At 66.5% G+C, this 20,860-nt stretch carries 19 protein-coding genes; 6 read left to right on the forward strand and 13 right to left on the reverse strand.

Annotated elements, in window-relative coordinates; genetic code table 11:
* Positions 1-41 precede the first annotated feature (41 nt).
* Positions 42-1,184, forward strand: a complete 1,143-nt coding sequence (locus BMZ97_RS11160) for an AGE family epimerase/isomerase (RefSeq protein WP_092168505.1) — start codon at positions 42-44, stop codon at positions 1,182-1,184.
* 26 nt (positions 1,185-1,210) lie between these two features.
* Here BMZ97_RS11160 and BMZ97_RS11165 read toward each other — a convergent pair whose 3' ends face one another.
* The 6 genes from BMZ97_RS11165 to BMZ97_RS11190 form a co-directional block, all read right to left on the reverse strand.
* A complete protein-coding gene (locus BMZ97_RS11165) occupies positions 1,211-2,239 on the reverse strand; it encodes a Gfo/Idh/MocA family protein (protein ID WP_092168508.1) in 1,029 nt (342 codons plus the stop codon).
* On the reverse strand, positions 2,236-3,276 hold the full coding sequence (locus tag BMZ97_RS11170) for a Gfo/Idh/MocA family protein (RefSeq protein ID WP_092168512.1): 1,041 nt from the start codon (positions 3,274-3,276) through the stop codon (positions 2,236-2,238). The genes BMZ97_RS11165 and BMZ97_RS11170 overlap by 4 nt, the downstream gene beginning before the upstream one ends.
* 1 nt (position 3,277) lies before the next feature.
* A complete protein-coding gene (locus BMZ97_RS11175; RefSeq protein ID WP_092168515.1) occupies positions 3,278-4,462 on the reverse strand; it encodes an extracellular solute-binding protein in 1,185 nt (394 codons plus the stop codon).
* Between the two features lie 113 nt (positions 4,463-4,575).
* On the reverse strand, positions 4,576-5,409 hold the full coding sequence (locus BMZ97_RS11180; RefSeq protein WP_092168518.1) for an ABC transporter permease: 834 nt from the start codon (positions 5,407-5,409) through the stop codon (positions 4,576-4,578).
* 5 nt (positions 5,410-5,414) lie between these two features.
* Positions 5,415-6,305 (reverse strand): ABC transporter permease, encoded by an 891-nt coding sequence (locus BMZ97_RS11185; RefSeq protein WP_092168521.1) that lies wholly within the window; start codon positions 6,303-6,305, stop codon positions 5,415-5,417.
* Entirely contained in the window at positions 6,302-7,372 is a 1,071-nt protein-coding gene (locus BMZ97_RS11190) for an ABC transporter ATP-binding protein (protein WP_092168525.1), read from the reverse strand. Before BMZ97_RS11190 ends, BMZ97_RS11185 begins: the two co-directional genes overlap by 4 nt.
* Before the next feature lie 377 nt (positions 7,373-7,749).
* On the opposite strand from BMZ97_RS11190, the gene BMZ97_RS11195 reads away from it, so the two are divergent.
* Together BMZ97_RS11195 and uxuA are read left to right on the forward strand one after the other, a co-directional pair.
* On the forward strand, positions 7,750-8,445 hold the full coding sequence (locus BMZ97_RS11195; protein WP_092168528.1) for a GntR family transcriptional regulator: 696 nt from the start codon (positions 7,750-7,752) through the stop codon (positions 8,443-8,445).
* 55 nt (positions 8,446-8,500) lie between these two features.
* Entirely contained in the window at positions 8,501-9,700 is a 1,200-nt protein-coding gene (gene uxuA, locus BMZ97_RS11200) for a mannonate dehydratase (protein WP_092168531.1), read from the forward strand.
* 10 nt (positions 9,701-9,710) lie between these two features.
* On the opposite strand, the gene BMZ97_RS11205 is transcribed toward uxuA, so the two are convergent.
* The gene (locus tag BMZ97_RS11205) at positions 9,711-10,895 is read right to left on the reverse strand and encodes an ROK family protein (protein ID WP_092168534.1); all 1,185 of its coding nucleotides are present in this window, start codon (positions 10,893-10,895) and stop codon (positions 9,711-9,713) included.
* Positions 10,896-11,013: 118 nt separating this feature from the next.
* Here BMZ97_RS11205 and BMZ97_RS11210 point away from each other — a divergent pair, with 118 nt between their 5' ends.
* The 3 genes from BMZ97_RS11210 to BMZ97_RS11220 all read left to right on the forward strand — a co-directional run bounded on the left by BMZ97_RS11210 (position 11,014) and on the right by BMZ97_RS11220 (position 14,085).
* Positions 11,014-11,757 carry a glucosamine-6-phosphate deaminase gene (locus BMZ97_RS11210; protein ID WP_092168537.1) on the forward strand — a complete coding sequence of 248 codons (744 nt, stop codon included), beginning with the start codon at positions 11,014-11,016 and terminating at the stop codon, positions 11,755-11,757.
* Positions 11,758-11,766: 9 nt separating this feature from the next.
* Positions 11,767-12,807: an N-acetylglucosamine-6-phosphate deacetylase gene (locus BMZ97_RS11215; RefSeq protein WP_092168541.1), complete on the forward strand. Its 1,041-nt coding sequence runs from the start codon at positions 11,767-11,769 to the stop codon at positions 12,805-12,807.
* Positions 12,808-12,891: 84 nt separating this feature from the next.
* Entirely contained in the window at positions 12,892-14,085 is a 1,194-nt protein-coding gene (locus BMZ97_RS11220) for an ABC transporter substrate-binding protein (protein ID WP_092168544.1), read from the forward strand.
* Between the two features lie 84 nt (positions 14,086-14,169).
* Here the strand turns inward: BMZ97_RS11220 and BMZ97_RS11225 are convergent, their stop codons facing one another.
* The 6 genes from BMZ97_RS11225 to BMZ97_RS11250 are packed head-to-tail and all read right to left on the reverse strand — an operon-like array spanning position 14,170 to position 20,514.
* Positions 14,170-15,168, reverse strand: a complete 999-nt coding sequence (locus BMZ97_RS11225; RefSeq protein ID WP_092168547.1) for an ABC transporter ATP-binding protein — start codon at positions 15,166-15,168, stop codon at positions 14,170-14,172.
* A gap of 1 nt (position 15,169) precedes the next feature.
* Positions 15,170-16,855 (reverse strand): ABC transporter permease subunit, encoded by a 1,686-nt coding sequence (locus BMZ97_RS11230; protein WP_210188231.1) that lies wholly within the window; start codon positions 16,853-16,855, stop codon positions 15,170-15,172.
* A gap of 10 nt (positions 16,856-16,865) precedes the next feature.
* A complete protein-coding gene (locus BMZ97_RS11235) occupies positions 16,866-17,996 on the reverse strand; it encodes a M24 family metallopeptidase (RefSeq protein ID WP_092169020.1) in 1,131 nt (376 codons plus the stop codon).
* A 2-nt stretch (positions 17,997-17,998) separates the two neighbouring features.
* Entirely contained in the window at positions 17,999-19,036 is a 1,038-nt protein-coding gene (locus BMZ97_RS11240) for an ABC transporter substrate-binding protein (RefSeq protein ID WP_092168550.1), read from the reverse strand.
* Between the two features lie 28 nt (positions 19,037-19,064).
* Positions 19,065-19,772 carry a type 1 glutamine amidotransferase gene (locus BMZ97_RS11245; protein ID WP_092169023.1) on the reverse strand — a complete coding sequence of 236 codons (708 nt, stop codon included), beginning with the start codon at positions 19,770-19,772 and terminating at the stop codon, positions 19,065-19,067.
* Between the two features lie 49 nt (positions 19,773-19,821).
* Positions 19,822-20,514 (reverse strand): GntR family transcriptional regulator, encoded by a 693-nt coding sequence (locus tag BMZ97_RS11250; RefSeq protein ID WP_210188232.1) that lies wholly within the window; start codon positions 20,512-20,514, stop codon positions 19,822-19,824.
* Positions 20,515-20,860: the final 346 nt, after the last annotated feature.

Below are 20,860 nucleotides of genomic sequence, written 5' to 3' on the forward strand. Positions count from 1 at the left end.
TTCGAGATGTCCCGACGCCGGGGCCTGCAAAGGACGACGCCATGCCTGCCGACACCGCCGACACGCTCTCCGGCTGGCTGAAGGAAACGCTGCTGCCGGGCTGGCTCGCGCGCGTCTACGACCCCACCCGGCCCGGCTTCGTCGAGATGCTCGAGCCCGGCGGCGCAGCCTCCGGCAGCGACATCCGCAGCACGCTGGTGACGGCGCGCCTGACCTATGTCTTCAGCCACGCGCATCTGCTCGGCGTGCCCGGCGCGCTGGATGCTGCACGCCACGGCATGACCTTCCTCTGGGCGACCTGCCGGCGCCCCGATGGCCGCTTCTGCCATCGCTGCAGGACAAGCGGAGAGGTCGTCGATGCGCGGTCCGATTTCTACGACCTCGCCTTCGTGCTGTTCTCGCTCGGCTGGTTCGCCAGGGCGAGCGGTGATGGCCCGGCCTTGGCGCGGGCAGAAGAGGTGATGGGCTTCATCGAGACGCAGCTCGCGCATCCCGATGGCGGCTTCAGGGAGGATACGCTGGGCACCCTGCCGCGCCGGCAGAACCCGCATATGCACCTGCTCGAAGCCTGCCACGCTTTGGCCGAAGCGAGCCGCGACAGACGCTGGCTCGCGCGCGCGGACGCAATCGTCGCGCTGATGCGCAGCCGCATGCTCGATGAGGCGACGGATTCGCTCGGCGAGTTCTTCGGCCAGGATTGGAACGCCTGGCCGGAACCGCGCGGACTCGTCCGTGAGCCCGGCCACCACTACGAATGGACCTGGCTGCTCTACCACCATGAGCGATTGACGCATTCCGCCAGCGCCCGCGTCGACGCACGCCGGCTCTACGGCTTCGCCGAGCGGCATCGGGATCAAGGCACGACGCGTCCCGTCATCAACGAGATCGACCCCAGCGGAGCGGTTCTGAACGGCGCGGCACTGCTCTGGCCCCAGACCGAATATCTCAAGGCGCTCGTCGCACGGATCGAGTTCGAGGGCGACGAAACCGCGGCGGGCCGGCTCGACGCCCATCTGCGCCTGATGTTCGACCGCTTCGTCGATCGCAAGACCGGGCTTTGGATCAACCAGATCGACAGCGCCGGGCAAGCCATCGTTGAGGCGGTCCCAGTGCGTGTGCTCTACCACCTGCTGCTCGCTTGCGCCGAGATCGTGCGGCTGCAGCCGGAGACCCGCCTGCCGTAGAACGCTTGAGCGGCGCGAGCCCGGCCTCATGGCGCGCCTCCCTCGCCTGCCTTCCAGCCGGCTGCCGCGAGGATATCGTCGACGAGCCGCTGAGAGGTCAGCGCCTCCTCGCCGGTCACGACCGGATCGCGGCCCTGCGTGATCGCATCGAGGAAATCCGCGATCACGGCGCGATGGGCGTCATGCGGGAAATCCATGATGTTGGCGCCGCTGCCGGTCGAGCCCTCGGCCTCGACGATCTCGGAGCGGCCGTCGAGAAACGACAATTCCAGCCGGCCGCCGACCAATGCGGCAAATCCCTTGCTGCCGATGATCTCGATGCGCTCGGGATGGCCGGGATAGGCGGCCGTGGTCGCGACCAATGTCGCGGGCGCACCATTGCCAGTTTCGAGCAGTGCCGAGACGTAGTCCTCCGTCTCCATGCGGTGCAACGCCGTGATGCGAGCCTGCGCCGCCACGACCTTGGAGACGCCGACCAGCGAACGGAACAGGTCGAGCGAGTGGATCGCCTGCGTCAGCAAGACGCCGCCGCCATCGCGCGCCAGCGTGCCGCGCCCCGGCTCGTCATAATAGGATTGCGGCCGCCACCACGGCACGCGCAGGAAGGCGGCCTCGACGCTGCCGAGCTCGCCGTCGTCCAGCGCAGCCTTGAGGCGAAGGCTCGCCGGCCTGAAACGATGCTGCAGCACGACGCCGAAGATCTTGCCGGCCTTTCGCGCCGCCTCGACGAGGCGGGCGCCGCGCGCGCTCGTCAATTCCAGCGGCTTCTCGACCAGGACATGCTTGCCGGCCTCAAAGCAGCGCGCCGACGCGTCGAGATGGCTGCTCGGTGGCGTCAGAACGATCGCCGCATCGACAGCGGGGTCCGCCAGCACGGCGTCGAGATCGGTCGTCACCGGGAACGGAAACTGCCTGGCAAAGGCCTCACTGCGCTCTTGCGAGCGGCTGACCGCCCAGCGCACCTGGCTGCGATCGGCGAGATCGAGCAGGCTCTTGGAATGCGGCAGCGAAGCCGGCCCAAGCCCGATGATGGCGATGCCGATCTTGCCCGTCACGCGCGTGCACTCCCTGGCATGGCCCGGCCCGGTTCCGCTTGCAGCCGCACGGCCCTGGCCTGCGCCTCCAGTGCCAGCCGGCAGACTGTGAAGACATGGGCCTGCGCCATGGCCGTCTCCGTCCGTGCGGCGATATCGGCGACGAGGTCGCGGAAATAGGTCAATGGCTCCTGCGAGGCGTCGATATGGCGCGTGCCGACCTTGTCGACGAGGAAGACATGGTCGGTTCCCGGTCGACCTGCGACATCGACATATTTGCGCAGCTCGATCGTGCCCTCGGTTCCCAGGATGGTGAGCCGCCCGTCGCCCCAGCTCGGCAGGCCATCGGCGGTGAACCAGTCGACGCGGATATAGCCGCCAGCCTGCGGACTGCGCAGCAGGATCTCGCCGAAATCCTCGAAGTCGGGCAGGTCGCGCGCGCCGAAATGACCGGTGGCGGAGGCCACGATCTCGGCATCGCGCGAGCCGGTGAAGTGCAGGAACTGGTCGATCTGATGCGAGGCGATATCGGTCAGAATGCCGCCGAACCTGGCCTTGTCGAAGAACCATCCGGGCCGGATCGCGCGGTTGAGCCGATGCGGCCCGAGCCCGATCGTCTGCACGACGCGCCCGATCGCTCCGTTCGCGATCAATTTGCCGGCGATGATGGTCGCGGGAACGATGAAGCGCTCGGAGAAGCAGACCGAGAAGATGCGGCCGGTCTCCGCCACAACCGCCTCGACTTCGGCCAGCTGCGCCAGCGTGGTGACGCCGGGCTTGTCGACCATGACATCCTTGCCGGCCCGCATCGCGCGGATCGCCAGCGCGGCGCGCTCATCGGGAATGCCGGCGCAGACGATCAGCTCGATCGAGGGGTCGTCGAGTAGCTCGTCCGTGCTGCGCGGCGCGAGGGCGGGAAAGCGCTCGCGGAAGCCTGACAGCACGCGCTCGTCGCTGGTCCGCGGATCGAAGCCGACGCATTGCGCGCCGGCTTCGATGAGTCCGCCCACCATGTGGAAGATATGGCGGTGGTCCAGCCCTGTCGCGGCGAAGCGCATCCTATTTCGGTGCTCCGTGCCCAACGCCGATCTCCTGGTCCCAGCGCCGGAAGGCGGCAACGAGACGCTCCGGCGTCAAGGGCGGCCTGGTCGGCAGCTTGGCGATGAGGTCGTCATATTCCGGGCGGCCATATTCAGTGAGGACGTCGCGGCTCTCCTGCGGCGCCATGGCAAGCGTCACGCCCTTCACCGCCGGCCCCGGGTAGAAATAGCCCTTGTCATAGGTCGCGGCCTGCGCCTCGGGCTTCAGCATATGCGACATCAGCGCCAGCAGCACCGCGATCTTGTCGGCCGGCACGCCCTTGGGGATGCACATGAACTGGGTGTCGGGAATCCAGTGCGTGTTGGCGAGCACGAAGACCTTGGCCTCCTTCGGCACGATGCCGAGCGCACGCGGATTGATGTCCCAGCCCAAGGTCGAGACGATGACGTCGCGCGTGCCCTCGCCGAGCTCCTTCATCGTCGGCGTGGTGCCGCCGGGATAATAGTCGATGCCGGTTCCGAGCTCCTTGAGATAGGCCCAGCTCTTGTCCCAACCCTTCATCGGGTCGGACGGATCGGTATCGCCGAGGATGTAGGGCAGGCCCTGCAGGAAGGTCCAGCCGGGGCCGGAATTGACCGGCCGGGCATAGGTGAAGCGCTTGGGGTTCTGCTTGACATAAGCCAAGAACTCCTCGGCCGTCTTGGGCACGACCTTGAGGCGTTCGGGCGCATATTCGAAGAGCGGGCCCGACGGCGAATAGACGACGGCGACGCCTTCGTTCTGGCCGAAATTGCGCTGCATCATCAGCGCCTGCTCGTGATAGACCTCCTCGGCCTTGGGCAGTTTCGCCGCATGCGATGTCCAGACATCGACCCACAAGCCCTGCTGGATGCCATCCGACATCGCGCCCGGCCCGGTCAGGACGAGGTCGATATCGACGCGGTTTGCCTCCTGCTGCGCCTTGAGCTTCGCCGGCAGTTCCGGCGAGGGTGCCCGCGAAAAATTCAATCGCGAGATCAGCTTGGGATTGTCTTTGCCGAAGCGCTCGATCGCGGCCTGCGTCAATTGCAGATTGCCCGCGACATCGATGATGTTCAGCGCCACCGGCGCGGTCTGGGCCCGGGCCCCTGTCGCGGCCAGCGCGGCAAGTCCCGCCGCCCCAGTCACGACGCGTCTGCGTGTCGGATATGTCGAATCTGTCATGGCTTATCTCCCTGAAGGTTCGACCCTCTATCCGCCCCCCTTTGACAGGGCGCGCCGGGGCCTTGAATTCATCCCTCCGCAGCCGGCCCTGAGCCGGCTGCGCTAGTTTTGTGTCAGCGCCGCCCTCCCCGCCCGACGATCTGTGTCGGGTTGACGAAGCGCAGTGCGATCACGAGCCAGATCAGCGTCGTGACCATGTAGACCACAGCCATCGCGTCGATCGACTGCACGGCGCGCACGCCGGCCGCGAAGACGGCGTAGTAGAGCGCCACGACCAACGTCTGGCTGGTCGGCCCCGCGGTCAGGAAGGTCAATTCGAACATCGCGATGGTGCGCACCAGCACGAGCAGCAGCGAGGCGAGAATGCCCGGCATCAGCAAAGGCAGGAGCACATGCACGAAGAGCTTGAAGGTGTTGGCGCCGAAGACGCGCGCTGCCGCCTCGATCTTGGTGTCGATCTGCTCGATGAAGGGGATCATCACCAGGATGACGAAGGGCACTGTCGGCACCAGATTGGCGAGCACGACGCCCGACATCTGCCCGGCGAGGCCGAGCCGGTAGAGCACCGTCGCCAGCGGAATGCCGAAAGTGATCGGCGGCACCAGCAGCGGCAGCAGGAACAGCAGCATGACGAGCCGCTTGCCGGGGAATTCGCGCCGCGCCAGCGCATAGGCTGCCGGCACGCCGATCAACCCCGACAGGAGGACCACCAGGAAGACGATCTGGAAGGTGACGCTGAGCACCTCGTCGAGCTGGAACTCGGCCCAGGCGGCCGAGTACCAGCGGATGGTCCAGCCGGCCGGGAACCAGGTGCCGAGCCAGCGCGAGGCAAAGGAGCTCGTCACCACGGTGGCGATCATTGCCAGCAGGTTGAGCAGGAAGAAGCCGATGACAGCCCAGTTGGCGGCGGCCCAGAGCTTCGTCGAGAGGCGGGTATCTGCAACCATGATCGTCAGCCCTTCCCGCCGCCGGCCGGGCCGCGATAGAGCAGGCCGCGCGCGCTCAGGATCAGGACGACGATCCCGAGCTGAACGACGCCCATGATCATCGCCACCGCCGAGGCCATCGAATAATCATACTCCTCGAAGGCTGCCTGATAGGCCGCGATCGAGATCACCCGCGTCGGCCCCGCCGGTGCACCCAGCAGCACAGCCGAGGGAAAGACCGAGAAGGCCTGCACGAAGCTCAGGCAGAAGGTGATCGCCAGCCCTGGCAGCAGCAGCGGGAACATGATGGTCTTGAAGCGCTGCCAGGGGCCTGCCCCCAGCGTCGCCGCCGCCCGCTCCAGCGCCGGATCGATGCCCGAGAGATAGGACAGCGTCAGCAGGAAGGTGAAGGGGAAGCCGGTGATCACCAGCGAGATCACGACGCCCCAGTAATTGTGCAGGAGCTTGATGGGGGTCGAGATCAGGCCCAGCGTCAGCAGGGTCCGGTTGAACCAGCCCTGCGGGCCGAGATAGTTCAACAACCCCTGCGCGACCAGCACGGTGCCGAGCGTGATCGGGATCACCAGCAGCGTTGTCAGCAGGCGCTGATGCTGCAGCAGCCTGACGCGGAATGCGATCGGGACCGCGAAGAGCAAGGTCAGGAACGTCACTGGCAGAGCGAGCCAGAGCGTCGTCGCGATCGTGCCGTAGAGGAACGAGTCGGAGAAGAACTTGGTGTAGTTCGCCAGCGCGCCGCCGCTCTTGGGATTGAAGGACAAGACCAACCCGTAAAGGAACGGGTAGACGAAGAGCGCCAGCAGGAACAGCACCGCCGGCAGGACCAGCAGGGTCAAGCCATCGACGCCGCGAGCCGCGAGCCGCTGCTGCAGCGGGATCGTGTCGGGAACAGCGCTCATGCCGCCCCCCCGCCGAAGACGAGCACGCGTTCGGGATCGGCTCCCAGCGTGACGCTCGTGCCGGGTTCCAGCTTGGTGTGAGCCAGGAAGGACAGATCGGTGCCATCCTGCATGCGCGCGAAGCCGACGAATTCACGGCCGCGGAACTCGGTCGAGATGATCGTCGCCTTGAGCCCGCCTTCGGTGCTCGGGTTCAGGTCTTCCGGCCGGATCGCGACATGGCAGGCCGCACCCGCAGCGACCGCGCTGCGAACCCGCCCGGTCACGCTGGCAGAGCCGACAGAGACTTGCGCCACGCCGCCATCGACGGAGGTGACGCGCCCGACCACCACGTTGCGGAAACCCATGAACTCGGCGACGTCGAGATGGTCGGGCCGCGAGAACAAATCCTCCGGCACCCCGACCTGGCGAACTTCGCCATCGCGCATCACCACGATGCGGTCGGCGAGCGACAGGGCCTCTTCCTGGTCATGCGTGACATAGATCGTGGTCGCACCGAGCGTGTTGTGGATGCGGCGGATTTCGGCGCGCATCTCGAGGCGCAGCTTGGCGTCGAGATTGGACAGGGGCTCGTCCATCAGCACCAACGGCGGCTCGACCACGATGGCGCGGGCGATCGCGACGCGCTGCTGCTGGCCGCCTGAAAGCTGGCCGGGGAGCTTGTCGACCTGGCTCTGCAGGCGCACCAGAGCGGCCGCCTCGTCGACGCGCTTGTCGATCTCGGCCTTGGGCAGGCCGCGCATCTTGAGCCCGAAGCCGATATTGCGGCGGACATTCATATGCGGAAACAGCGCGTAGTTCTGGAACACCATGCCGAAGCCACGCTCTTCGGGCCGCAGCGGGTCGATGCGCTTGTCGTCGAGCCAGATGCCGCCGCCCGTGGCGGGCAGAAGACCGGCGATCAGGTTCAGTGTCGTCGACTTGCCGCAACCCGACGGGCCGAGAAGTGCGATGAACTCGCCCTTCTTGATCGTCAGGGAGACGTCCTTCAGCGCGTTGTGCGTGCCGAAATCGCGACTGAGTCGATCGAGCCTGAGCTCGTGGAAATTCGCTGCGTGTATTGTCATGGAAGCCACAGGATTGAGGGCAGGCGCAGGCCGCCTGGAGCAGGCGGGAGCGAGGCGTCGAACAAGGGCCAAGTGTTGAACAAGGGCCAAGCGTCTAACAAAGGAATGGGGCCGAGCGGAAACACAGCCAAGATCATGCACTGAGAAGCGAGGCGGCGAGCGCTGCTGCTGGGAGACCGCACTCGAGTCGAGATGCGTCTGCGCTGGTCCTGTCCCGTGCCATGGCCTCTTCCCCGACAATGTCCACCGCTGTGTTGTTTCATTCGGACATCGCGCCGGGTCTCCCCTTTGCAACATCCGTGACGCCTTCCGCCTGACGACGGTTGACGCTCTGATCGCGGCATTGGTATGCTAGTATACTAGCGAGTGAGAATGCAATGACCTTCTCCACGGCGGGACAAAGCGCCGATCAGATTTACCGTGCGCTTCGGGCCAATATCCTCGACGCCGCGATCTTGCCGGGCAAGGCGATGTCGGAGGCGCGCATGGCGGCGCAATTCGGGGTCAGCCGCACGCCGGTGCGAGAAGCCTTCAAGCGATTGGTCGATGAGGGCTTCCTGCTCGTGCGGCCGCAAGCCGGCACCTTCGTCGCGCCGATCGACCTCGCAGCCGTCCATGACAGCCAGTTCGTCCGCGAAACACTGGAATGCCGCACTGTCGTCCTGGCGGCCGAGCGCATCGACGCCGCCGGCAAGGCGCGGCTCGACGCTCTCGTCGCGCAGCAGGGCCAGGCCATGGCGGCAGGCGACCGCAAGAGCTTCTTTCGCCTGGATGAGAGCTTCCATGCCGAATTGTCGCGCCTTGCCGGCCACCCTTCGGTCTGGAGCATGATCGAAGCCGTCAAGGCCCAGCTCGACCGGGTGCGCTGCCTCTCGCTGGAGACGCCGTCCTGGTCGGACATGATCCTCCGGGAGCACCGCGAGATCGCGGCCTGTGTCGGCCGCGGCGACGCGAGCGGCGCGGAAGCTGCAATGCGCGCCCATCTGCGCACCGTTTTCGACGCGATCGAAGCGATCGCACAAGCGCATGTCGACGCCTTCGACAAGAGCCGGCTCGGCCCGCCACGGGACTGAGACGAGACACTGCAAGACACTGGCAGCGCAGCAAGCGCCCGCAGGGAGAGACGTTATGGAAGAAACTTGGCGCTGGTTCGGCCCGAAGGACGCGGTCGGGCTGTCGCAGATCCGGCAGACGGGCGCGCGCGGGATCGTCACCTCCCTGCACGACATCCCCTATGGTGAGGTCTGGAGCATTGCCGCGATCGAGGAGCGCAAGGCGCTGATCGCAGCCGACCCGTCGCTCGGCCTGCGCTGGAGCGTGGTCGAGAGCCTGCCGATCCATGAGCGGATCAAGCTGAACGAAGGCGACCTCACCCCGCTTTTCGACAATTACCGCGCCTCGATGCGCAATCTGGCCGCCTGCGGCGTCAAGACGATCTGCTACAACTTCATGCCCGTGCTGGACTGGACGCGCACCGAGCTCGCCCATCCCCTGCCCGGCGGCGGCCGCGCCTTGCGCTTCGGTATCGTCGAATTCGCCGCCTTCGACTGCTACATGCTGGAGCGGCCGGGCGCGGAAGCCGAATTCGCTCCCGCCACCTTGGAAGCCGCACGGCATTGGGCCAAGACCGCTTCCGAAAGCACCAAGGCGCAGTTGCTGGCGACGATCATGGCCGGGTTGCCCGGCGCCTTCGATCGCTACGACATCCCCGGTCTCCGGCGCATGCTGGGCCGCTATAGCGGCATCACGCCGGCGATCCTGCGCGAGAACCTGGCGCGCTTCCTGCGCGAGATCATCCCGACCGCCGAGGAACTCGGCATGCGCTTCGCCATCCATCCCGACGATCCGCCACGCTCGCTGATGGGTCTACCGCGCATCGTCTCGGGCGGCGACGACATCGCCTTCGTGCTCGGCGCGGTGGACAGCATCGCCAACGGGTTGACCCTGTGCTCGGGCTCGCTCGGCGCCGGCCCGCATAACGACGTGCCCGCCATCGCCAAGCGCTTCGCCAGCCGCATCCATTTCGCCCATCTGCGCAATGTCGCCAAGGAAGCGGACGGCTCCTTCATGGAAGCCGACCATCTCGACGGGGACACCGACATGGTCGCGCTGGTCTCGGTGCTGCTGGAGGAGCAGGAGCGCCGCCGCCTCGCGGGCGACGAAAGCTGGCGCATCCCGATGCGGCCCGACCATGGCCATGAACTGCTCGACGATATCGGCAGGCCGACCCATCCCGGCTACCCGATCATCGGCAGGCTGAAAGGCCTGGCGGAATTGCGCGGCGTGATGCGGGCCGTATCCTCGCCCAAGGGCTGGCCGCTGTCCTGAGGCTCTCTTATCACGGCCCCTTCAGGAGCGCCTCGGTGGCGCGGCGGAGCAATGGCGCCGCCGCGCCCTGGATCTCGTGATCCTGGCTCGCGCGCACACTGGTCAGTTGCGGCACAGCGAGCCCTTCCATCGCACCCTCCGCCCGAAACAGCGCATCGAAATGCGCCCAGAGCCGCGCATTGGCAACCAGCGGGCCGCTGACGATAATGCGCTGGGGAAAGAGCAGGCGGCAGGCATTGGCCAGCGCCCGCGCCAGGATGCGCGCGGCCGCATCGATCTCGGGCACGCTCATCAGGTCGCGGCTGGAAAACCGCTCGGCGAGATCGGCCTCGTCCTCGTCAAGCTCGGGCCAATGGCCGCGCAGGACCGGCAGCAGCGCCCACAGCGCCGCACCGGTCTCCAGGCAAGCGGTGTTGCCGCAACCGCAGCGCCGCTCGCCAAGCACCGAGAAACGCCAATGGCCGATCTCCCCGAACGGCCCCCCGGCCGGCGCCAGGGGTTCGCCATCGACCGCATGGGCGAGACCAATGCCCCAGCCCCAATGCAGCAGCAGCGTTCCGCCCGAGAAACGCCCGGGATCGTGAGCGACGCGGGCGCGCAATTCGGCGTCGAGATTGCGGCAGATCTCGACCGGACCGGCGACGGGATCGAGCAGGGCCTGGATGTCGAGACTACGCATGCGCGGCCATCGCGAGGCCATCAGCCAGCGCTTCTCCCGCAGATCGAGCAGGCCCGATAGTGAGACCACGGTACCGGCATGGGCCATGCCCAGCGGCGTCGCCTCCTTCAACTCGGCCGCCAGACCGCACATTGCGCGCGACATCGCCTCGTTGTCGGCCTCGGGCGAGAGCGCGACCGCGCGCTCGGCGATGATCTGGCCGTTAAGGTCGACCAACGCACCCATCAGCGACTGGCTGACGACATGGATCACACTACCGCCAATGCGCCGCGCATTTGCGAGCAGCACGCCGGCCGGCCGGCCTCGCCCCGCCGTTTCCCCAACGCTTTCGACGACGAGGCGGCGCACCGTAAGATCGGCGACGACACGCGAGACGGTGCTGGAGCGTAAACCCGAAAGCCGCCCGGCCTCGGCGCGCGACTGGGCGAGCCCCGTCGCGACCAGCCCATAGACCCGGGCGCGGTCGCGCTCATGGGCATTGGAGAAGATACTCTCATCAAGGCTCGCAAGCGCCATCGCGCTCCCTTTTTAGAACCACACCGTTCAAAAATATCGATTGCCTTTATCGCGTGCTTTTCTAAACTCGAATGATAGAATTTCAAACAAAAACAAACGCAAACGGTTCAAAAATACCATGCTCGATATCCGCATCGTTCCCGACAAGGCGACCCTCGGAGCACAGGCTGCCGCGCTCGGCGCGGATGCGATCCGCGCGGCGCTGGCGCGCCATGGCGAGGCGACGATCATCGTCGCCACCGGCGCGAGCCAGTTCGAGGTGCTGCAGCATCTCGTCGCGGCCGAGGGCATCGACTGGTCGAAGGTCACGGCCTTCCACCTCGACGAATATGTCGGCCTGAGCGAGGCCCATCCGGCGAGCTTCCGGCGCTATCTGCGTGAGCGTTTCGTTGCTCCCCTAGGTGGAGCGGTTACATTCGTCCCCGTCGATGGCGAAAACGACCCGCAGGCGGAGACACAGCGGCTGAACGCGCTGATCGCCGGCCGGCGCATCGATGTCTGCTTCGCCGGCATCGGCGAGAACTGCCACCTCGCCTTCAACGACCCGCCGGCCGATTTCGAGACGACCGAGCCCTATATCGTGGTGACGCTGGACGAAGCCTGCCGCCGCCAGCAATTCGGCGAAGGCTGGTTCGAGAGCTTTGAGGCCGTGCCGCAGCGCGCGATCTCGATGAGCGTGCGGCAGATCATGACGAGCAAGCTGATCGTCCTCTCCGTGCCCGACGAGCGCAAGGCCAGGGCGACCCGCGACGCCGTCGAAGGCCCTGTGAGCCCGCTGCACCCGGCCTCGATCCTGCAGACCCACCCCAACACCGTGCTGTTCCTCGACCCGCCGGCGGCGTCGCTGCTGGCCAAGGCCTGAGGCGGCGCGATGCTGATCTCGACCGGTCTCGTCGATCTCCAGGTCAACGGCTTCGCCGGCGTCGACTTCAATTCCGGCACGATCACCGCCGCAGAACTGGACCAGGCGCTGGAAGCGATGCTCGCGACCGGCGTCACGACCTGCCTGCCGACGATCATCACCGCTCATCCCGATGAATTGGAGGCGCGCTTCAGGGCGCTCGATGCCGCGGTCTCGGCCAGCCGGCTGGGGCCGGCGATGTGCCCCGGCTACCATCTCGAAGGCCCCTTCCTGAATCCCGCCGCCGGCTATGCCGGCTGCCACCCGCCCGATGCCATGACAGCAGCCGATTCCGGGCTCGTCGAGCGCCTGGAGAAGGCGCTCGAGCGGCCGATCCTGATGGTAACGGTCGCGCCGGAAATCGCGGGCGCCACAGCATTGATCGAGGCCATGATCCGGCAAGGGCGCATCGTCGCGCTCGGCCACACCGCCGCCGATTTCGATCAGGTCGCGGCGGCAGCCGAAGCCGGCGCGACGCTTTCGACCCATCTCGGCAATGGCATGCCGCAGACCGCCCACAAGCTCGCCAACCCGATCTTCGCCCAGCTCGCCGAGGACCGGATGTGGGCGAGCTTCATCGCCGACGGCATCCACATCCATCCCAAGGCCCTGCAATCGCTGATCCGGGCCAAGGGATTGACGCGCTCGATCCTCGTCACCGACGCGGTGGTCGGCGCGGCAGCCAGGCCGGGCCGCTACGATTTCGCCGGCATGAGCGTCGAGCGCCTCGCCGACGGCTCGGTCCGGCAGACTGGCACCGCCCTGCTCGCGGGCTCGGCGCTGTGCCTCGATGCGGCAATCCGCAACGTCGTCGCCTGGGGGCTCGCAACCCCGGATGAAGCGATCGCGATGGGCTCGCGCCACCCGCTCGCCGTGCTTGCGCCGGCCTTGGCCGCTCACGGCATCGCACTCGCGGACAGCGAGGTCGAATGGTCCGACGATCTTAGGGTCCGGCGCGCGCGTGTCGACAGAATCGAACGCCGTTTCGGCACGATCGAGACGGTGCATTAGAGCGTTTTCGAGCGAAGTGGATACCGGTTCGCGTGAAGAAAACGCGTTGGAACTAGCCAGTCACAACAACAGGGGAGAGACCGGATGAAACAGGATCTTACGCGCATCAACCGCCGCGCGGTGCTGGGCGGTCTGGGCGCAATCGCAGCCGGCGCGCCCGGCGCTTTCGCGGCGTCGCCGGCGCTGCCGAGCGCGCCGGTCGCGATCAGCATCATCGATGTCGGCGGCGCACTCGCCCTGATGCAGAAGGCCTTCGAGGATTATCGTACGGCCAACCCCAAGCTGGTCTCGCGTATCGCCTTCGTGAAGGCGCCCGCTCCCGAGCTCGCCAGCAAGATCAAGGCGCAGCAGGAAGCCGGCCGCGCCGATCTCGACCTCGTCCTCACCGGCAGCGACGGCCTCGCGGCCGGGCTCGACCAGAAGCTCTGGCTGAAGATCCTGCCCGATTTCGCCGACAAGTTCCCAAAGATCGAAGAGAACTACGAGCCCGCGGCGCTCAACCTGCACAAGGTCCAGGGCGACGGCTTCGGCGTCGTGGTCAATTACTATCCGTCAGGCCCGCTGCTCGAATACGCCCCCGAGCGGGTGAAGGCCGTGCCGACGACGGCCGAAGAGCTGCTCGCCTGGGCCAAAGCCAATCCGGGCCGCTTCATGTATGCCCGCCCAACCAATTCGGGACCGGGCCGCACCTTCATGATGGGCCTGCCCTATATCCTCGGCGACAAGGACCCGCAGGACCCGGTGGGTGGCTGGGACAAGACCTGGGCCTATCTCCAGGAACTCGGCCAATACGTCGAATATTACCCGACCGGTACCGGCGCGACGATGAAGGAGTTCGGCGACGGCTCGCGCGACATCATCATCTCGACGACCGGCTGGGACATCAATCCGCGCGCGCTCGGCATCGTCCCGAAAGAGGCCAAGATCCAGACGCTGAAAGGCTTCCACTGGGTCTCGGACGCCTTCTTCATGTGCGTGCCCAAGGGCGTCCCCAACGACCGCCTCGCCGTGGTGCTCGACATGATGGCCTATGTGCTCACTCCCAAGGCGCAAGCCTATGCCTATGACGAGGGCTATCTCTATCCGGGCCCGGCGGTGAAGAACGTACCGCTCTCGCTCGCCCCGGAAAGCAGCCAGAAGGTCATCGCCGAATTCGGCCGGCCGGAATATGCCGACCTCATCGCCAACAACCCGATCGAGCTGCCGCTGAAGCCCGAGAAGATGGTCGTAGCCTTCCGGAAGTGGGACGAGCTGGTCGGCGCCAAGCGCGCGCGGTAGCTCTTTCCAATCTTGCCCGGACCCTCGCTGTCATTCCGGACAATCGGGATGACGGCGTGTTGCCGAAGCTGGGCAGCCGCCTCGTCAGGCCGCGGCCAGCGGCATGACATCGCCCTGGTCGAAGCCGACCGCCACGCTCTGGCCAGGCCTGAGCGCGGCGATCTCGTCGCTGCCCTCGGCCAGCGCCATGATCTCGCGCCCGCCGGCGCTGAGCAGGATGCGGTAACCCCGGCCGATGAAGATCACCGACATGATCTCGGCCTGAATCGTCCGGTCGCAGACCCTCGCCTGCTCGCCGAGGCGCGTCTTCTCCGGCCTGACCGCGACCTCGCCTGCTTCCATCGCGATAAAATTGCACTCGCCGAGGAAGCTTGCGACGAAACGATTTGCCGGCTTCGCATAGAGCTCCTGCGGGCTCGCCGTCTGAACGATGCGGCCCTTGTCCATCAGCGCGATCCTGTCGGAGAGGAAGAGCGCCTCCTCCTGATCATGCGTGACATAGACGACGGTCGCGCCGACCGCCGCGTGCAGCCGCTTCAGTTCCAGCTGGATCGACTGGCGCAGATTCTTGTCGAGCGCGCCGAGCGGCTCGTCCATCAGCAGGATGTCCGGGCGGATGACGAGCGCGCGTGCCAGCGCGACACGCTGCTGCTGCCCGCCTGAAAGCTGGCGCGGCTGCCGCTCGGCCAGCGCCGCAAGGTCGACCAGCGCCAGCGCCTCCTCGACGCGGGCATCGACCTCCCGCTTCGCCAGGCGCCGCATCTCCAGGCCGAAGGCAACGTTGCGGCGCACGCTCATATGCGGGAACAGCGCGTAGTTCTGGAAGACCATGCCGATATTGCGCTTCGACACCGGTACCGGGCCGATATCCGCGCCTCCAACCAGGATCGCGCCGGCATCATAGCTCTCGAAGCCGGCGATGGTCTTGAGCAGGGTCGTCTTGCCCGAGCCGGAGGCGCCGAGCAGCGTGCAGAACTCGCCGGCCGCGATCTCCAGAGAGACGCCGTCCAGGGCTTTGGTGCGGCCGTAATGCTTGTCGAGCGTACGGATCGAGACGGCCTTGCCGAGAGCGGGAATGGTCATGTCATGTGCGCTTCGAGACGAGGAGGTTGGCGCCCAGAACCAGGATCGTCACCAGGATGATGAGACAGGAGGCGGCGATGATGGTCGGGTCGATCTCGTTCGCGACGCCCTCATACATCAGTTTCGGCAGGGTCCGGCTGCGGATATTGGTCAGGAACAGCGCGATCACGACATCGTCGAAGGAGGTGATGAAGGCGAAGATGGCGCCCGCCGCGATGCCCGGCGCGATGCCCGGCAGCATGACCCGGCGAAACATCGTCGGCCATGAGGCGCCCAGGCCCAGAGCGGCGAGTTCGAGATTGCCGTCGAAGGATTTCAATGCCGCCCGCACGGTGATGAAGACATAGGGCGTCGCCAGCACGACATGGCCGAGCGTCACGCCCCAGATCGAGCCGACGAGGCCCGTCGGCGCGAGCAGGTAGTAGAGCCCGACCGCCAGGATGATCACCGGCACGATCATCGGCAGGATGAACAGCGTCTCGACCAAGGCGCGCCAGCGCGGCTGCATCCGCGAGACCCCGAGCGCAGCAAGCGTACCGAGCCCGACCGAGATCACCACCACCAGCCCCGCGATCTGCAGCGAGCGCGTCAGCGCCGCCATCCATTTGCTGGTCGAGAAGAAGTTCTCGTACCAGACCAGGCTGTAGCTGTCGGGCGGGAAGCTCAGGAAGGGCGAGGAGCCCAGGCTCATTGGGAAGACGATGACGATCGGCGCGATCAGGAAGGCTGCGACCAGCACCGCCGTCGCGACCGTCGCCCAGCCGCCCCATGAGCGTCCGCGCGAGGTCACGGTGAAGGGCTCGCCCGCCTTGCCGCCGCCGCCCTCGATCAGGCGATCGAGGCCGAAGCGGCGCTGGAACAGCGCCAGCAGCGAGACCGTCGCAACCAGCAGGACGCTCGCCAACGCCGCCGCAAAAGGCCAGTCGAGCTCCTTGTTGATGTTGGAGGCGATCATCTGGGCGATCATCGTCTGCCCCGGCCCGCCCATCAGCGCCGGCGTCAGGTAGAAGCCGATCGCGTTCATGAAGACGATCATCGCGCCCGCGACCACGCCCGGCGCCGTCAGCGGCAGGATGATGCGGCTGAAGATGGTGAGCGGCCCGGCGCCCAGGCCCTCGGCCGCCTGGACCGTCGAAAGTTCGAGACTGCGGAAGGCGGCATAGAGCGGCAGCACGACGAAGGGCATCAGCACATGCGTCATGCCAATCAGCACGCCCGAGAGATTATAGACGAAGGCAATCGGCGACGAGGTCAAACCACCCGCCATCAGGAGCTGGTTCACCACGCCATTGCTCTGCAGCAGGATGATCCAGGCCGTGGTGCGCACCAGCGCGCTCGTCCAGAACGGCAGCAGGACCAAGATCAGGAGCAGGTTGCGCGTGCGCGGCCCAACCGTCGCCATGACATAGGCGAGCGGATAGCTCGCCAGCACCGAGAGCCCGGTGACCAGACCCGCAATGCCGAAGGTCGTGCCCAGCACCGAGCGATAGACCGGCACGTCGATCAAGCGCTGGAACTGCGCCAGCGTGAAAGCGCCCTCGCCGAAGGCGAGCCGCAGCAGGGACAGGACCGGCGCGGCGAACAGGACGGCGAGCACGAGCGCGAAGGGCGCGAGGCCGAGCCAGACGGGGAAACCCCGCCCGACCGCGCTGCGGCCACGCCCTTCGCTGGTGGCGATCACGGTCACGCGGCCAGCCTCACGACACGAACAAGCGGCGCGGGAAGTTGGTCAGTCGCTCGCAGCCCTTGTCCGTCACGGCGATGGTTTCGGACATGCCGAACCCCTTCGCCAGCACATAAGTGTGGAAGGTCATGCCGGGCACGAAGGACCAGCTCGCCTTGGGCTCGGCCTCCAGCGGCTCGCCGCCATTGGGCTGCAGCATCAGCCCAACCGAGTAGAAGGTCTTGTTGGTATAGGTCTCGCGCAGGCCGGCCGCGAGCACGCCCTCGCGATAGATCGTATCGGGCACGGTTGCCGCCACACCGGGTTTCACTGCGGCGATCGCGGCGTCCTGGATGGCGATCAGCTGCTCGACGATGGCGTGCTCGGCATCGGTCGCCTGCGCCACCTTGATCGGCCGCATGAAGCGGGCGTGGTAGTGCCGGACATTGGGCGTCGTCTCCAACTGGACGATGTCGCCCCGCTCGAGCACGCGATCGGAATAGCCGCCATGCAGGTGATAGGCGCGCTCGCCCGAGGAGAGCACGCCCGGCCCCGGCAGGTCGCTGCCGGCGCGGATCATCGCAGCGCAGATCTCGGCCGCCATCTCACGCTCGCTCGCGCCGGCCTTGGCCGAGGCGATGCCGGCCGCCATGCCGGCTTCCGCAGCCTTGCCGGCAGAGCGCTGATAGGCAATCTCGGCGCGGGATTTGATGAAGCGCATTTCTGTGGCGAAACGCGAGGCGTCGCTCCATTGCGCCTCCGGCAAGGCCGCGCGCAAGGCGTCATAACGCGACACGCTCAGCGGCCAGGCCTGCATCTCGACGGCGAGCCGCGCCTTGGCGCCCACCGCCTCGCTGATCGCGCGAGCCGCGACGGCATGGCGATCGTCAGAATCGGTCCACATCACCCGTTTGGGGAAGACACAGGTCGCGTCGAGGTAATATTCCTCGACATCGCGGCAAAACAGCACCGGCTCGCCATCGGCCGGGATGATCGCGAACTGGAAGCTCGTATAGCCGCGCGTGAAGAAGCCGGTGAGATAGGTCACCGTCTCCGGCAGGAAGGCGATGAACGCATCCTGCCCGGTCCGCACGAGTTCGGCACGGATCTTGTCGACCCGCGCGAGATAATCCTCGCGCGGGAACCAGTAGCTGGGAGTCGCCATCGTCATTCCTTGAGCATCGTCTTGTAGGCTTCCGTCACCTTCGCGCCGTTCTCGGCCCACCATTCGATGTCGAGGAAGAGCGCGTTCTTGAGGCGTTCCGGGGTGGAGGGCAGGTTGGCGGCGCGGGCCGCATCGATCGAGGCCCAGGCCTGTTCGGTCACCGGGCCATAGGCGACATATTCGCTCAGCCGGGCATTGTTCTCGGGCTTGACCATGTAGTTCAGGAAGGCGACAGCCTCCGCCTTGTTGGGCGCGCCCTTGGGGATCATGAAGAAGCCGACCTGCGGGATCTGCTGGTCCCAGGCCATCGCGATCGGCAGCTTCGAATCGATGCCGGCCTGGAAGCGGCCGTTCCAACCGAGCGCCATGACGACGTCGCCGGAGCCCAGCGCCTGGACGGGCTGCGCTCCGCTCGACCACCAGACCGCGACCTGCGGCTTCAAGGCACGGATCTTGTCGAGCGCGCGCTTGAGGCCGGCTTCAGTCGAAAGCGTCTTGTAGACATCGGCCATCGGCACGCCATCGGCGAGCAGCGCTGCCTCGACCACCGTCTCCGGCGCATCGGGCAGCGTGCGCTTGCCCGGGAACTTCGCAGTGTCCCAGAAGTCGGCGAAGCTCTTGGGCTGCGCACCCGTGGCCGGGAAGGCCTTGGTCGAATAGCCGATCAGGGTCGAGAAGATCTCGGAGGGAATGGCGTAGTCATTGCGCGCACCGGGCAGGACATGGTCGGTCTTGACCATGTCGGGCGTGATCTTCTCGAACAGGCCGAGCTTGACGCCGCGCATCAGCCCGCCGCCACCGCCGGTCACCACGTCCCAGGTCACCGATTTGGTGTCGACCATCGCCTTGATCTTGGCGGTATCGGGGCCGGTATCCTCCTCGACCTTGATGCCGCTCTCCTTCGAGAACGGGGTGATCCAGGCCTTGCGGATCGCCTCCTGATAGGCCCCGCCCCATGAGGCGAAGGTCATCTCCTTGGCGGATGCCGCGACCGGAGCGAGCAGAGCCGCCACGGCCGCTGCGATGAGCAGCTTCTTCATCACGCTTCTCCTCAAGATTGGACGCGGGCTACGCGGCCGTGGCGCCGCACAGGGCGGCGAATTTGCTGAGCATGGTCTTGGCGGGCAGCGCCTCGTCGGCGGTCGCCTTGAGCTGTTCGATATCGGCGCCGTCGCGCTCCATCGTGGCGCGGCTCTGCTCGAACCAGACCCGCGCCTGCGCCTGCGTCACTTCGGGATGGCCCTGGATGCCCCAGACCTTGCGATCGCGGTAACGCCAGATCTGGTTGGGGCAGAGATCGCTGGAAGCCAGGATCGTCATGTCCGGATGGTCGGCGCGCACCTCGTCATTGTGCCAGACGAACATGTAGACACGCTCGCCGATCGCGTCAGCGATCAGGTCCGTCCGGGCGGTAGGCGCAACATCGAGCCATTTGTTGCCGACCTCGCAGAAGGAGCGGCGAAACACCTGGTCGCGCCCGCAAAGCGCCGAACCAAGGATCTGGCTGCCGAAGCAGACGCCGAGCATCGGGATGTCGAGGCTCTCGGCCTCCCGGATCAGCTCATGCTCGCGATGGATGAAGGGCACGTCCTCATAGGCGCCGTGCGGGCTGCCGGAGAGAAAGATGCCGTCATAGTCGTCGAGCTCCCCGGGGAAGTCGCCGTCATAGGCCCAGCGCGCATCGACATCGAGCCCCCATGAGGCGAAGCGCTCGGGGAGTTGCGCGACCGAGTCCCGGCTGGGTCCGTTCTGCAGGAAGAGCAGCCGTCCGCTCATCTTGTCGTCCTTTCCTGGCTTGCGCGCCATGACCTGATGCTGAGCCGCTTCACCGCGCATCCCTCGCCAGCGTTCCCGCCAGCAGGTCGAGGATGCCCTGGCGGGCATTGTCGATATGGCTTTGCATGGCCCGTGCGGCAGCCTCTGCATCGCCGGCTTCGATCGCAGCCAGAATGGCGAGGTGCTCGCCCTTGCCCGGATCGAAGCGGCGCGGAATCCGGGCGAGCCCGAACATCCGGGTCCGCTCGCGCAGATCCTTGACCATGCGCGCCATCAGCCCGTTGCCGCCGGCCTCGGCGATGGAGAGATGCACCAGATCGTCCACCGACCAGTGCTTGTCATGCGAGACGGCCGCCGCGCTGACCATGCCTTCGACGGCGGCGCGGATCTCGGCGATGCGCACCGGCGCGAGCCTGCCGGTCGCCAGCCGCGCCGTCTCCCCTTCAAGGACACGACGGGTCGCCAGGATTTCCATGACGTCCTCGATCGAGACCGAATGAACGGTGAGGATCCGCCGGTCGCGGCGCAGATAGCCCTCGCCCACCAGCCGGCCGAGCGCCTCACGAACCGGCGTCCGCGACAGGCCGAGCTTTTCGGCCAGGCGGCGATCCTGGACGACCGCGCCGCCAGGCAATTCCCCGACGAGGATCATCTGCCGGATCTGCTGCTTGGCGCGCTCGGCAAGCGACTCGTCGACGTCGTCGGCGAGGCTCGCGTCGGAAAGGCTTGATGGCGTGGTCAAAGGTATTGGCTCCTTGTGGGATATTTTTGGTATACCAATGGGACACGTCAAGAGCCAATCGAGGCGCGAGCGCTCAATCCACGGGCGGGTTCGGCAAAAAATTGAGGCAGGAGATGCGAGCGCAGGCCTGCGTGACCAGCGTCGGGAATGAGCGGCGCACGAGATGATCGGGACCGAGATCGTCAGGAGCAGAGCAGAAAGTGTCGCGATTTCAATATGATATAGTCAAAAAAATCAAACACGCGGTCATCCCGGGCGCAGCGAAGCGGAGACCCAGGAATCCATCGTAGAGTGCGTCGCCCTTCGATGGATTCCGGATCAGCGCCGCTTGCGCGGCTTGTCCGGA

Source organism: Allobosea sp. OK403, from assembly GCF_900113835.1.
In the GTDB taxonomy this organism is placed as follows: domain Bacteria; phylum Pseudomonadota; class Alphaproteobacteria; order Rhizobiales; family Beijerinckiaceae; genus Allobosea.

Excerpts from the sequence above, each read along its gene's own strand:
- BMZ97_RS11160 (WP_092168505.1), top strand. The coding sequence starts at position 42 with ATGCCTGCCGACACCGCCGACACGCTCTCCGGCTGGCTGAAGGAAACG.
- BMZ97_RS11170 (WP_092168512.1), bottom strand. The coding sequence starts at position 3,276 with ATGCGCTTCGCCGCGACAGGGCTGGACCACCGCCATATCTTCCACATG.
- BMZ97_RS11175 (WP_092168515.1), bottom strand. The coding sequence starts at position 4,462 with ATGACAGATTCGACATATCCGACACGCAGACGCGTCGTGACTGGGGCG.
- BMZ97_RS11180 (WP_092168518.1), bottom strand. The coding sequence starts at position 5,409 with ATGGTTGCAGATACCCGCCTCTCGACGAAGCTCTGGGCCGCCGCCAAC.
- BMZ97_RS11185 (WP_092168521.1), bottom strand. The coding sequence starts at position 6,305 with ATGAGCGCTGTTCCCGACACGATCCCGCTGCAGCAGCGGCTCGCGGCT.
- BMZ97_RS11190 (WP_092168525.1), bottom strand. The coding sequence starts at position 7,372 with ATGACAATACACGCAGCGAATTTCCACGAGCTCAGGCTCGATCGACTC.
- BMZ97_RS11195 (WP_092168528.1), top strand. The coding sequence starts at position 7,750 with ATGACCTTCTCCACGGCGGGACAAAGCGCCGATCAGATTTACCGTGCG.
- uxuA (WP_092168531.1), top strand. The coding sequence starts at position 8,501 with ATGGAAGAAACTTGGCGCTGGTTCGGCCCGAAGGACGCGGTCGGGCTG.
- BMZ97_RS11205 (WP_092168534.1), bottom strand. The coding sequence starts at position 10,895 with ATGGCGCTTGCGAGCCTTGATGAGAGTATCTTCTCCAATGCCCATGAG.
- BMZ97_RS11210 (WP_092168537.1), top strand. The coding sequence starts at position 11,014 with ATGCTCGATATCCGCATCGTTCCCGACAAGGCGACCCTCGGAGCACAG.
- BMZ97_RS11215 (WP_092168541.1), top strand. The coding sequence starts at position 11,767 with ATGCTGATCTCGACCGGTCTCGTCGATCTCCAGGTCAACGGCTTCGCC.
- BMZ97_RS11220 (WP_092168544.1), top strand. The coding sequence starts at position 12,892 with ATGAAACAGGATCTTACGCGCATCAACCGCCGCGCGGTGCTGGGCGGT.
- BMZ97_RS11225 (WP_092168547.1), bottom strand. The coding sequence starts at position 15,168 with ATGACCATTCCCGCTCTCGGCAAGGCCGTCTCGATCCGTACGCTCGAC.
- BMZ97_RS11235 (WP_092169020.1), bottom strand. The coding sequence starts at position 17,996 with ATGGCGACTCCCAGCTACTGGTTCCCGCGCGAGGATTATCTCGCGCGG.
- BMZ97_RS11240 (WP_092168550.1), bottom strand. The coding sequence starts at position 19,036 with ATGAAGAAGCTGCTCATCGCAGCGGCCGTGGCGGCTCTGCTCGCTCCG.
- BMZ97_RS11245 (WP_092169023.1), bottom strand. The coding sequence starts at position 19,772 with ATGAGCGGACGGCTGCTCTTCCTGCAGAACGGACCCAGCCGGGACTCG.